The organism is Planococcus sp. PAMC 21323, from assembly GCF_000785555.1.
Taxonomy (GTDB): Bacteria; Bacillota; Bacilli; order Bacillales_A; family Planococcaceae; genus Planococcus.
In genome coordinates this window covers 1,146,987-1,159,636 of sequence record NZ_CP009129.1, presented here as the reverse complement: position 1 = coordinate 1,159,636, position 12,650 = coordinate 1,146,987, and the positions used below count along the sequence as shown (strand labels likewise).

The 12,650-nt window shown below is 38.7% G+C and carries 11 protein-coding genes and 1 other annotated feature; all 11 genes read right to left on the bottom strand.

Going from position 1 to position 12,650, the window contains the following annotated elements; translation table 11 throughout:
* Window positions 1-86: 86 nt before the first annotated feature.
* Window positions 87-325, bottom strand: a binding site (T-box leader).
* A gap of 61 nt (window positions 326-386) precedes the next feature.
* Window positions 387-1,322 (bottom strand): primosomal protein DnaI, encoded by a 936-nt coding sequence (gene dnaI, locus PLANO_RS05885; protein ID WP_038703544.1) that lies wholly within the window; start codon window positions 1,320-1,322, stop codon window positions 387-389.
* Window positions 1,323-2,699 (bottom strand): replication initiation and membrane attachment family protein, encoded by a 1,377-nt coding sequence (locus tag PLANO_RS05880; protein ID WP_038703543.1) that lies wholly within the window; start codon window positions 2,697-2,699, stop codon window positions 1,323-1,325.
* Between the two features lie 11 nt (window positions 2,700-2,710).
* Window positions 2,711-3,187 carry a transcriptional regulator NrdR gene (gene nrdR / locus PLANO_RS05875; protein WP_038703542.1) on the bottom strand — a complete coding sequence of 159 codons (477 nt, stop codon included), beginning with the start codon at window positions 3,185-3,187 and terminating at the stop codon, window positions 2,711-2,713.
* A 114-nt stretch (window positions 3,188-3,301) separates the two neighbouring features.
* A complete protein-coding gene (gene speD / locus PLANO_RS05870) occupies window positions 3,302-3,685 on the bottom strand; it encodes an adenosylmethionine decarboxylase (protein WP_008496469.1) in 384 nt (127 codons plus the stop codon).
* 316 nt (window positions 3,686-4,001) lie between these two features.
* A complete protein-coding gene (locus PLANO_RS05865) occupies window positions 4,002-5,021 on the bottom strand; it encodes a glyceraldehyde-3-phosphate dehydrogenase (RefSeq protein ID WP_038703541.1) in 1,020 nt (339 codons plus the stop codon).
* A gap of 99 nt (window positions 5,022-5,120) precedes the next feature.
* Window positions 5,121-5,726, bottom strand: a complete 606-nt coding sequence (gene coaE / locus PLANO_RS05860; RefSeq protein WP_038703540.1) for a dephospho-CoA kinase — start codon at window positions 5,724-5,726, stop codon at window positions 5,121-5,123.
* 9 nt (window positions 5,727-5,735) lie between these two features.
* The gene (gene mutM / locus PLANO_RS05855; RefSeq protein ID WP_038703539.1) at window positions 5,736-6,605 is read right to left on the bottom strand and encodes a bifunctional DNA-formamidopyrimidine glycosylase/DNA-(apurinic or apyrimidinic site) lyase; all 870 of its coding nucleotides are present in this window, start codon (window positions 6,603-6,605) and stop codon (window positions 5,736-5,738) included.
* A 15-nt stretch (window positions 6,606-6,620) separates the two neighbouring features.
* Entirely contained in the window at window positions 6,621-9,257 is a 2,637-nt protein-coding gene (gene polA / locus PLANO_RS05850) for a DNA polymerase I (RefSeq protein ID WP_038703538.1), read from the bottom strand.
* A 65-nt stretch (window positions 9,258-9,322) separates the two neighbouring features.
* Window positions 9,323-10,294, bottom strand: a complete 972-nt coding sequence (gene hflC, locus PLANO_RS05845; protein ID WP_038703537.1) for a protease modulator HflC — start codon at window positions 10,292-10,294, stop codon at window positions 9,323-9,325.
* Window positions 10,294-11,259, bottom strand: coding sequence for an FtsH protease activity modulator HflK (gene hflK, locus PLANO_RS05840; RefSeq protein WP_197053112.1), 966 nt, complete (start codon window positions 11,257-11,259; stop codon window positions 10,294-10,296). Before hflK ends, hflC begins: the two co-directional genes overlap by 1 nt.
* Before the next feature lie 172 nt (window positions 11,260-11,431).
* Window positions 11,432-12,649 (bottom strand): carboxylate--amine ligase, encoded by a 1,218-nt coding sequence (locus PLANO_RS05835; protein ID WP_038703535.1) that lies wholly within the window; start codon window positions 12,647-12,649, stop codon window positions 11,432-11,434.
* Between the last annotated feature and the right edge of the window lies 1 nt (window position 12,650).

The window sequence follows — 12,650 nt, the reverse complement described above, 5'->3', positions numbered from 1 at the left end:
CTCCGCTGGCTCGCTCCATATATAAGTTCACTTTTGTTCAGTTAAAACGTTCTTTTCTTTTTTTCCACAGAAAAAAGCCCCATCCCAAAAGGGACGAAGCTTTAGCTCGTGGTTCCACCCTTCTTCATTTCAATATGGAAAGATCCATATTGAAAGAAGCTCTGCATCGGCTAACGGGCCGGTACCGTCAACTGCTAGTTAGAAACTGTTCACAGTTGCTGCTCAAAGGGGGTAAGCGAAAAAACGTTACTTAAGAAGCTCACAGCCAAGGCTTCTCTCTCTGAAAGTCGTATAAGTTCGCTCATGTCCTTGTCAAGGCATGTAAAATCTTGGTTCGATTGTTACTACTATAAACCGAATTGTTCCAAAAGGCAATAGTTCTGCCGTTAATTTCGTCGGTTACGTCCATCGAGTTTTACTGGTGTCGTTAGCGCACGAATACGTTCCATAATGCGCGCTGCTTTTAAATCCTCTTTTTCGCCACGCTGTGAATACGTTAAATGGTATTCAAGTTCAGAATAACTAAAATTAGACGACATAAACGTCGGAAGCTTTTCCGACATACGGTAATGAAGAATTGTTCCGAGCACTTCATCACGCGTCCAACTCGACATCGCTTCTGCCCCAATATCATCGAGCATTAACACATCTGCTTTCTTCACGTAATCCACTTTTTCTTGCAAAGTTTGATCGCCAATCGCTTGTTTCATTTCACGCATAAATTCCGGAACAAAAACAAGTACCGATTTGACATTAATTTCAGCAAGCTCATTAGCGACTGCGCTCAATAAATACGATTTCCCAATACCAAATTGGCCAAAAAGATATAATCCTTTTTCAGGTAAATTGTCAGGGCCTGTTGCCTTGTCTAGAAAATCACCAACTGCACGAAATGCTTCCATACGACTGTCATCTAAATCAAAGCCATCAAGTGTTGCTTGCATTACTTCTTTTGGCATATACATGCTATGGATCAAAGATGAAGCATGACGTTTATTGTCATTTGATTCTTTCAATCGACATTTTGTATAAGAAATCCCAATCGTTCCACGTTCTAGCACTAAATTTGGTTCAAAGCCTTTTAAATGATTAATGCAGCCATCTAAGCTAGGGCATTTATTGCAGTCATGGGATTGGTCGATATATTCATACAATTTTCCGAGCCCTCGATCAATTGTCGGGGCATCAATTTCTTCAGCATGATCTCCAAGAAATTTTTGGACGCCAGGATGAGCCAATACTTCTTTACGCATTTCACTATAGCGCTCAGAAAAAGCAGGTGCATTGACCACACGTTTTAATGTTTCGCGAATCGGTTCCATTTAACCACCTTTTCCTTTCTTCAGCGCAAGTTTCGCAAGAAGTTTTTGTTTTTCTATTTCCAGACTTTCGTTTCTTGGCTCTGTTTTAGCAACAGGTACATCGTCTTTTTTATGGAACCATTCCGGTAGTTTTTCTTCGCGCACCGGTTTCCGATTTCCATTTCCAGTAAACGGTTTCGCTACAGTTGTAGGAGAACCTTCTGATTTCCACTTCATGTACTGGGTGTGCTCGACTCGGGCTATTTCCATCGCTTCCTTGGCCGTTGTCACGCCCTTACGTAACCAATGCGAAGCAATTTTCTCTACATATGCTTTTGTTAGTTTCATATCAGTGCGCAACAATACATATTGCAAGAGCACATTGACAACTGCTGGCTTCATGCCATGTGTTATGACCAATTGATTGGCCAGTTCAACATCCGCCGGTAAAGGTTCACTGCCGTTCGCAATATCACGTAATACTTGAATCGGTGGAGCAGTTTCCAAATAAACGAGTAATTCGTCTTGTTTAGTTTTTGGTGTTTCAACTGCACCTTCTTGCTTTTCTGCTGGTTTATGCATTTGAACAAGTTGCGGTGCTGTCGTAGATACTGTTAATTTATAATACTCAGAAGCAGATTTTTTCAAACCTTCTACCGTCAATTTATAATCGTCTTCAATTGCTAATAAAATGACCTTCTGCATTTCTAGTGGTCCCCAACTATATAAATAAGACAGTTTTGTTATAAATTCTTTTATCGTTGCGGTTAATACTTTCTTAGGCACTAATTGCTCAGATAAACCTTGTCTAAGTAAATCGAAATCAAATTCCGAATCCGCTTCATACTTACCTTTTTTGCGTTCTTGTAAATCTTTTTTGACGGATGGATAGCCTGCTTTTGCATGTACTGGCTGAAAAATGTCTGTAAAAGTACGGGATACTTCTTCATAATCTGCCGAAATTTCTGTATACACCAAAAAGCGATTGCGTACTCTTCTATAGGAGGACTCGCCAATTTTACTAAACAAAAACATCGACAATAAAGGATCCATAAAAAAGGTTTTTGGGTCGAGCGGCGGGCACAACTCATAAATAAAAGAGCGATCGCCTTCATTACTCCTATATGTTTTCAACAATCCGATAGCCTCTAGCTGAATTCTGGCATCGAAAATTTTTGCAATTGGATTTCCTAATGTGTTCATTAATGTATAATGAGTCGTTTCTTCTCGGGATGCTTCGCCTTCGGCCCATAAAGTTAAATACAACGCTATTGCCTCTGCACCAATCATCGGTTGATACAATAGCGTTAAAAGTTGCCGATCGTAATTTGAAAATGGATAAGGCAACCGAATACGATATGGATCAGCAGGCTGCAACTCTTTATAATACGCAGTCATAAGTTACCACCTCAATCGATTTTCTTGCCTTCTGGACCTTTGTTTAGCAAATCCTTTAGTTCATCGATAAAAACAGTAATATCTTTAAACTGGCGATATACCGATGCAAAGCGAACATATGCTACTTCATCAATAGTGGCTAATCGGTTCATCACCAATTCCCCAACTTCTTCAGATTTTACTTCTGGATTGCCTTCTCGTCGAAGGTCTTTTTCAATTGTAAAGACAACTTCTTCCAGCTCTTCTAAAGATACCGGCCGCTTTTCACACGCACGAATTAATCCGCGTAAAACTTTTTCGCGGCTAAACTCTTCACGCGAGCCATCTTTTTTGACGACAATCAGTGGCATCTCCTCCACCTTTTCAAAAGTGGTAAAGCGGTATCCGCAAGCTTCGCATTCTCTTCTTCTTCTGATTGACTTCATTTCATCTATTGGCCTTGAATCGACAACGCGTGTGCCGTTATGTTGGCAAGCAGGACATTTCATTTCTACATCTCCCTAACTTCTCTATCTAGTGTATATAGTATAACAAAAATTCCTTAGAAAAATAGAAAAAGCAGAGGATTTTATCCTCTGCTTACGTGTTTTTGGTTAAATGGATTATACAGTTACTGAAACTTTGGATTTTTCAACACTTACTGGTCCCATACCGCGTGGTATTTCTACAAGCTCGCGTGATGTTGAACCTAGTGCTTCTGCGATATATTCCGCTGCAATAGTCGGATCTAGATCGCCGCAAGTGTATACATCTACACTCGCATAGCCATGTTCTGGGAAGCTATGGATGGTTAAGTGAGATTCTGAGATAATCACAACTCCGCTAACACCTTGTGGTGCAAATTTGTGAAAAGCTACCTCTCTTACTTCAGCTCCAGATTTAAGTGCTGCATCAACAAAAGTTTGTTCGATAAAATCCATATCGTTTAATTTGTCAAAATCACACTGCCAAAGTTCTGCAATTACGTGACGTCCCATTGTTTCCATGGTTCGTTTTCCCCCTTTGATATCATTTTGGTTTTTGCGCAAAATATTCAAAGTTGACTACCACGGGGGAAAGTTAGTCCAAAGAGATCCTAACCCTTTAAGCAGTCATGTGAATAAAAAATCTTACGCTCCTAATTCCTAGTTGCTTTGATGGAAAGTCAGAAGTGGTAGTCGTTTTTCAACTACGAATCATAGTATAAAACGTATTTATTGTAAATGCAATAATAATATCTTATTAATTCTCAATCTCTCTCAAAAAAACCATAAGAAAAAACCCTATATCTCCCTTTAAACGGGGAGATATAGGGCAATTATATTATTTTGATACTAAGATCATCGCATTTGCTACTTTTTTAGTTAAATCAATCACACGAGCAGAATAGCCCCATTCATTATCATACCAAGCCAATACTTTCACTTTGCGCTCGCCAATCACCATTGTCGATAATCCATCCACAATTGCTGAACTGGCGTTGCTGTTAAAGTCTACAGATACTAAAGGCTCCATCGTCAATTCTAAGATTCCTGCTAAACCATTTTCAGAAGCTTCTTCAAAAGCTTGATTTACTTCTTCAATTGTAACCGCTGTCTCTAAGTCTACAACTAAATCAACTAATGAGACATTTGGCGTTGGCACTCTTAATGCCATACCGTGAAGCTTCCCTTGCAATTCCGGCAATACTAATGATAGCGCTTTCGCGGCACCCGTAGAAGTAGGGATGATCGATTGAGCACAAGCACGAGCGCGACGAAGATCTTTATGCGGGTTATCCAAATTTTGTTGATCGTTTGTATACGAATGAATCGTTGTCATTAAACCGTTTTCAATACCAAATTTGTCATTTAACACTTTAACAACAGGCGCTAAACAGTTTGTAGTGCAGCTAGCATTTGAAATAACATCATGATGTTCAATATCCAATTTGTCATCGTTAACACCCATAACAATTGTGATATCTTCTTGTTTACCAGGTGCTGTTAAGATCACCTTTTTAGCTCCAGCTTCTAAATGAAGCGCTGCTTTTTCGCGAGAATTGAATTTACCAGTCGCTTCAATGACAATATCAATGCCCATTTCTTTCCATGGCAGATTCAAAGGGTCGCGTTCACTAACCAATTGAACTCGTTTCCCGTTAACAATTAAAGCATCTTCTTCAGAAGATACGTCCCCCGAGAAGGTACCGTGATTTGTGTCATACTTAATCAAATGCGCAAGGGTCTCAGCTGGATATGAGGCGTTGACTGCTGTAATTGTGACATCATCCATCAATATCGCCTGTCTGAAAACCATACGGCCAATACGGCCAAACCCGTTAATTGCAATAGAAACTGTCATGTAGGAATCCTCCGTTTGTAATTAAGTTATACTTATGTTTTTAATTTCTAATATAGTATAACACAATTGCTTATTTAGAGAACCTTTAAAACATATCTTTTATTCTTTTTGAGAAGCGGCTTGCCAACTAACTAAAATTCGCATTAATTGTTGACTAGTTTCTTCTAAACTTCCGTTATTGTAAATCACTGCATCTGCGCCATCTTCTTTCACAGACATCGGCAATTGAGAATTAATGCGAGCTCTTGCTTCTTTTTCAGTAAAGCCATTTCTTTCTACTAATCGTTTCAACTGATTTTCTTCAGTAACGCTGACAACTAAGATTTTATCTACTAAATATTGCAAGCGACTTTCGAATAATAATGGAATGTCCATAATAATGGTTTTAAAACCTTGCTCAAGCAACTCATATCGTTGCTTGAGCATTTCTTGTCGAATTGCTGGATGAATAATATCATTTAAAGTTTTACGGCTAACTGGATCATTGAAAATGATTTCGCCCACTTTTGCACGATTCATTGTGCCGTCTACACTTATAACCTCAGATCCAAACGCTTGTCTAATTTGCTCAAGCGTTTCTGTACCTGGTTCTACAACTAGTCTAGCCACGAGATCCGCATCAATAATCGGATATCCTTCATTTTTCAACATTTCGGATACTGTGCTTTTTCCACTGGCAATACTGCCTGTCAATCCAATAATCATTGTTTGTCCTCATTTCTGACATGTCGGGCAATAAACAGAAGCCCGACCGCCAATTTTTAAGGTCTTTGTATCTGTACCGCAATTTGTGCATTGTTTTTTGCCATACATTCCAAAACGGTCTTGCATGTTGCCTGATTCACCGTTTATATCGCGGTAATCTGAAATTGTACTGCCACCCGCTCTAATACTCTCGAGCAAAATAGCAACAATCGATTTGAACAATTCTATTTTCCGCTTCCGGCTAATGCGACTAGCAGCACGTTTCGGATGAATTTTCATTTTAAAGAGCGCTTCTGTAGCGTATATATTGCCGCAGCCAGAAATAATTTGCCCATCCATAATGATTTCCTTAATTGCTTTATTGTTGTATTTCGAGCTTTCTGCCATTGCAAGAAAATGCTCAAGTGCGCCATCATCAAAAGGTTCAGGCGCCATTAATAGTAGCGGTGGAAAATCTCCTTCTTCTTGCAATACCCGCATTTCACCAAAACGACGAATGTCTGAAAACGCCAACAAATTGCCATCACTTAAAGTCAACACAATATGAACATGACGTCGAAATTTATCCTCCGGAATGGACTGGAGCTGGTCAACATAGAACCAAGCTCCAGACATTCCCAAATGATTTACAAGTAAAAATTCATTGTCTTTTCGTAACGTAAAATAAATATATTTGCTGCGACGTTCTACATGAACAATTTGTGCACCTGTTATATTTTCGATAAAACGATCAGTTTCTAATCGTTTAATAATGGCTTCTTTGCCATTTTCTTTCGATAAGCGGATGACGTCCGACACCGCTACAGCCTCAATTTTTTTACCAATCGAAACAGGGCGGATTTGCCGAACAACTCCTTCGACTTCTGGAAGTTCAGGCATCTCGGTGCCCTCCTATCATTTAGTATCGTACCAAGTAGAACCGTGGGCAATGTCCACTTTTAATGGCACACTTAATTTCACTGCGTTTTCCATAACCTCTGGTACTAATTTCATCAATTGATCTAATTCTTCAGGGGGTGCTTCAAAAATCAATTCATCGTGTACTTGTAAAAGCATGCGGGCTTGTAGTCCCTCGCGCTCTAACGCTGCATCCATATCAATCATGGCTTTTTTAATAATATCTGCTGCACTGCCTTGAATCGGTGTATTCATCGCTGTACGTTCAGCAAAGCTTCTTAAGTTAAAGTTCGAACTTGTGATGTCTGGTAAATAACGGCGACGATTCATTAAGGTAGTGACAAAGCCGTCGCGTTTTGCATCAGCTACAATGTTTGTCATATAGCTTTTTACACCCGGGAAGCTCGTAAAATAACGCTCAATAAAAGCCGCTGCTTCTTTACGAGGTATATTTAAATTTTGAGACAAACCGTAATCACTAATGCCATAAACAATTCCAAAGTTAACAACTTTAGCCGCTCGGCGCATGTCTCCTGTTACTTCTTCTTCTGCTACATGGAAAACATCACTCGCCGTCGTCGTATGAATATCACGATCGTCTTTGAATGCTTGCACTAAACGTTCATCTTCTGACATATCCGCAAGTACACGTAATTCAATTTGGGAATAATCTGCCGCCACCATTACCCATCCTGGCTCTGATGGGACAAAAGCTTTACGGATTTTACGCCCTTCTTCAAGTCTCACTGGAATATTTTGCAAGTTCGGATTGATCGAACTTAATCGACCTGTTGTTGTGAGTGCTTGTTGAAAGCGTGTATGAATTTTTCCATCTTCGTGGATTTCTTTTAATAAACCTTCAATATAAGTAGACAATAGTTTACCTAATTGACGATACATTAATATATAGGAAATAATTTCATGCTGTCCTTCTAATTTTTCTAGAACATCTGCTGCTGTTGAATAACCGGTCTTTGTTTTCTTTAGAGGCGGTAACCCTAGTTTTTCAAACAAAATAACACCTAATTGTTTTGGTGAATTGATATTAAACTCTTGTCCTGCTAACCCGTGGATATCACTCTCGATTTTCTCTAACTTATGAGACAACTCTTTGCCCATATCTACTAATTGGTCACGGTTTACCATTACACCAAGAGATTCCATTTGCCCCAAAACGGTTGCTAATGGCAACTCTAATTTATCGTATAAATCAAATTGCTCGTTTTCTTCAAGCTTTTCCATAATGAGTGGGCGGACTTTCCAGATGGTTCGTGCTTTTCTAGCGATATGTTCATGTAAAACAGCATCTTCTGGAACTTTCTTTTTAGCACCTTTGCCGTAGACTTGTTCATTGGTCGACACATCGGTATAACCATATTCTTGAACAATACTCGCCATATCAGTGTACGTTAATGATGGATTGACGATATAAGCTCCTAACATTAAATCGAAATCAACGCCTTTGAGTTCAACGCCGAATCGTAAAAATGCTGCCGTTGCTGCTTTAGAGTCCGACATGAATTTTTTCTTTGTCGAATCTTTGCACCATGCATGAAACTCTTCTGACTGCTCCACAACATTCATCGGAATAACATACGTATCGGTTTCACTCGCAAGCGACACACCTAGCAAATCACAACTATGATAGTGATCATCGTAAAGTTCAAGATGAACTGCCATTTCATCTTTTAAGATAGATGGGTCAATCTTTGTCAGCACCTCAAATTCCAACTCTTCTTTTACCGTTTCTTCTGCGGTGTACTCCATTTTTTCAAGTAACGATTTAAACGCAAGTTCTTTCCACACTTTAATTAACTCGTCTTGATCTGGTCCAGAGTAACCTAATTCATCGATTTTAATTTCTATTGGAGCTTGTCGTTCAATTGTCGCGAGTTGCTTACTAATATAAGCTAAATCTTCATTAGCAATTAACTTTTCTTTCATCTTGCCTTTTTGTTGTTCGATTGCTTCATAAACGCCTTCAACTGACCCGTGTGCCGCTAATAATTTCAGCGCAGTTTTTTCTCCTACACCTGGTACACCTGGAATGTTATCCGAAGCATCGCCCATAAGGCCTTTCATATCAATAATTTGAAGAGGCGTTAAGCCGTATTTTTCTTTAATATGCTCAACTGTATATTTTTCGATATCTGTAATGCCTTTTCGTGTAATGTAAACTGTCGTTGTAGGAGATGCTAATTGTGTTAAATCTTTATCGCCAGAAATAACGACAACTTCATCGCCTTCCCGCTCAGCTTCTAAACTCAAAGTACCGATGATGTCATCTGCTTCATAATTTTCTAATTCGTAGCGTTTGATCCCATAAGCATCGATCAATTTGCGGAGGTAAGGAAATTGTTCCGATAATTCAGGTGGTGTTTTTTGTCTGCCACCTTTGTATTCGCTAAATGTTTTGTGGCGGAAAGTTGTTTTTCCGGCATCAAAAGCCACAATCATATGTGTAGGTTGTTCTTCATCGAGTATTTTTTGAAGCATCATGGTAAATCCGTATACTGCATTCGTGTGAATGCCGTTTTCATTAGTTAATAGTGGTAAAGCAAAAAATGCGCGATACGCCAAACTATTCCCATCTAATAAAAGTATTTTCTTTGCCACAAAAATTACCCCTTCCATAAAAAAGCCGTCATTCCCTTTATTTTACCACGCGGGCAAATAGAAGAGAAATGACGGCCTCGACCTTAATTAAAATTACCAGATAAGATATCTGCATATGGTGAATCTGATGGCAATATAATAACCGTATCATCACCAATTGTCTTCTTATACGATTCTAACGAACGATACAACTCGTAGAATTCTGGGTCTTTCGAGAATGATTCGTTGTAAATTTTAGCAGCTTGAGATTCACCTTCCGCTTGAATTAATGCAGCTTCTTTGCGAGCCGTTGCAATTACTTCTTGCGCTTCACGGTCTGCTTGCGCTTCCATTTCACGTTTTTTGGCATCCCCTTGAGACAAATACTCTTGAGCTGTAGATTCACGTTCTGAAATCATCCGCGTATATACAGATTGCTCGTTTTCCTCCGGTAAATCAGTTCGTTTAATACGAACATCCATTACTTGAATCCCGTATTTGTCTTTGTCGAGCAGCTCGTTTACTTTCGCTGTAACAGCGTCATTAACACTACCTCGAGATGAATTTTCATCGTTAATGATTTCATCATAATTTAATTGACCAAGTTCTGTACGAACTACCGAATAAATAAATTCTTCCATCCGGGATTCCGCATTGACAATTGTTCCCGCATTTGAAATCAATTCAAGCGGATTGACTACATGCCAAACGGCGTAATTATCTATAATGATCCGTTTTTTGTCTTTTGTATTGATCTCTGCTTCAGACACATCATAGGTCATTTGATATTTCGGTAATGTTGTGACACTTTGAATAAACGGGATTTTCATTTGGATACCTGGCTCTTCTTGAATTTTCACCACTTCACCAAATTGACGTACTACCCGGTACTCACTTTCCTTCACAACATACACATTTGTCAATACGATTAATAACAAAATAAATGTGACAACCAAGCCAACAATCAATTTCCAATATTTCTTGAAATCAATCGGGTCTTTCGGTTCTCTATTCTTTTTTGGTCTTTGGTACGGATTGAATTTTTTTACTTCGCCTAAAGGTTTATTGGGTTCCATTAGTCGCCACTCCCTTCTGTGCTTTCAGCAGCTGGAGGAATTGTAGTTTGTAAGCCTTCAAGTGGTAAGTATTTCATCGTGCCGCCTTCGTCATTCATAATATACAATTTGGCGTTCGGTAAGACCGTTTCCAATGTCTCCATAATAATTCGCTGTTTTGTAACTTCTGGATTGCTTTCATATTCTTTGAACAGTTTATCAAATAACGCAACATCCCCAGTTGCCTGTTGAACACGTGTTACTTTTTGTCCTTCTGCGCGGGAATTGATTGCTGCTTTTTCACCTAAGGCTTCGTTACGTTTTTGGTTTTCGTATTTTTTAGCTTCGTTAATTTTCGTGTTCATCGTTTCACGCGCATCTGTTACGTTAGTAAAAGCCGCACGCACTTCTTCGTTTGGTAGTTCCACATCTTGCAATTTCACCGCTAAAACCGTAATGCCGATATCGTATTTTTCAATTAAAGAAGCGAGTAAATCTCTTGTTTCAGCTTCGATTTCCGCTTTTCCGGAAGTTAATGCGTCATCAATTAGCGAGTTTCCGATAATCGAGCGAATTGATGCTGAGGTGGCATCGTGCAAAATGTCTTGAGGTGCTTCTGCATTAAATAAGTATTTTTTCGGATCCGTAATTTTCCACTGAACGACAAGATCGGTTAAGACAATGTTTTCGTCTCCTGTAATCATTTTTGTTTCTTTGTCGAAAGCGACAATTTCGCCTTCCGCATTTTGGTTATAGCCGAATTGTAGACTATAGGTTTCTTTTGATAAAATCTCAGCTTTTTGAATTGGCCACGGCATTTTAAAATGTAGGCCTGCTTCAGTAATTGTTTCATTAGCTACACCAAACGTGATGATGACTGCTTGTTCAGACTCATCTACTGTATACCAAGAAGTAAAAACTGCGATGAGCAGCAGAATTCCTGCAATAGACAATCCAATCACTGCCAGCAATTTTTTTGTTGTCATAATGGCTCCCCCTTTTGAGTTGTTATCTGTAATACGGAATGATAGTGAAATAGTTTCATAATATAAGAAAAAGAGTCCTGGGAAAGGGACTCTTTTTCAAATCATGCGGTTGAAGGGGGTTCTATTTAACTTTAACACCCAAGTATGAAGCTAGTGTTAAGCTTCTGTAAATTTACCATTGATTGTTTTTATATTTTTTATAATAGTTAAACTGGCGCGCTAGCAAATAAAGTTTACGTTTTACATGCTTGTCTTTTTTATAAAATAGCGGATTTCCATATTGACCTTTTTTGATCAGGCGTTTAATGTCTTTTAGCACAGCTTTATTGTGCACGAAATTACGTAAAACTGCTTTTGGTACAACTGTAAATAAGAAATCCTCATTTAAATACGTTACAGGCTTTTCAGTTTGATAAATTAAATCGTCCACAAAATACTCCGCCATGTTATGGCCAAGAGCAGTAACATAATAGCTTGAACGACCTTGACGAATATTCACTTCAAATACTTTGAACTTCTTGTCTCGTGCATCGTATTTCAAATCAAAGTTTGCGAATCCTTGATAGCCAACCGCTTCAAGGAAATTTTGCAATTTGACCATCATGTCTTTATCAAAGCGCGTAATTAATGCTGTATAGTTGCCGATTGCAGTCACAGTATGTTCTTGTAATACGACTTGTGCAAAAGTTACTAATTGCGTTTTCCCTTTAGAGTTTGCATAAATTACTGAATCCCACATAAACGTATCGTCGCCAGGAATATAGTCTTGGATGATCAATTCATCGCGGTAGCCGCCTGCTTTAATTTGCTGGATTACTTTATGCATTTCTTTTGGACTTTCCACTTTATATACTTTTTGCTGTCCTTCAAACTTGTTTCGGCTGTACTCAATGCCATTACTCGGTTTAATGATTACCGGGAACATCATTTCTTCTTGGAATGGCTCTTTTGAGTTGCAATCGTAGAAGAAAGTTGTTGGCGTATCAATACCATGAACTTTACAAAGTTCGTAAAAATTAGCTTTGACTTGCAACTGATTCATCAAATCTTCATTAATGTAATTAAAGACATAATGCTCACGTAAAACTTTCGCATTTTCAATAATTAACCGAACATAAAGATCATTTGTCCCAACGAGTAAAAGCGTTTTTCCAGGTGCTCTATACTTATCGGCAATATCCATTAAAATATTTGCAAATTGAGCGTCATCTGCTAATTCTGATCGCAATTCAATCGTTTCGGTAATTGTGCTCAATGAAGTAAATGATAAAGGTTCTTTTCCGACTAAAATCGGCTTAATGCCATATGCTTCATGAAATGATATGGCCATATTGTACGCGTTCATATCTGTGCCGACAATAATCGGTAAAAATGGGTGTTTAGTTTCCATG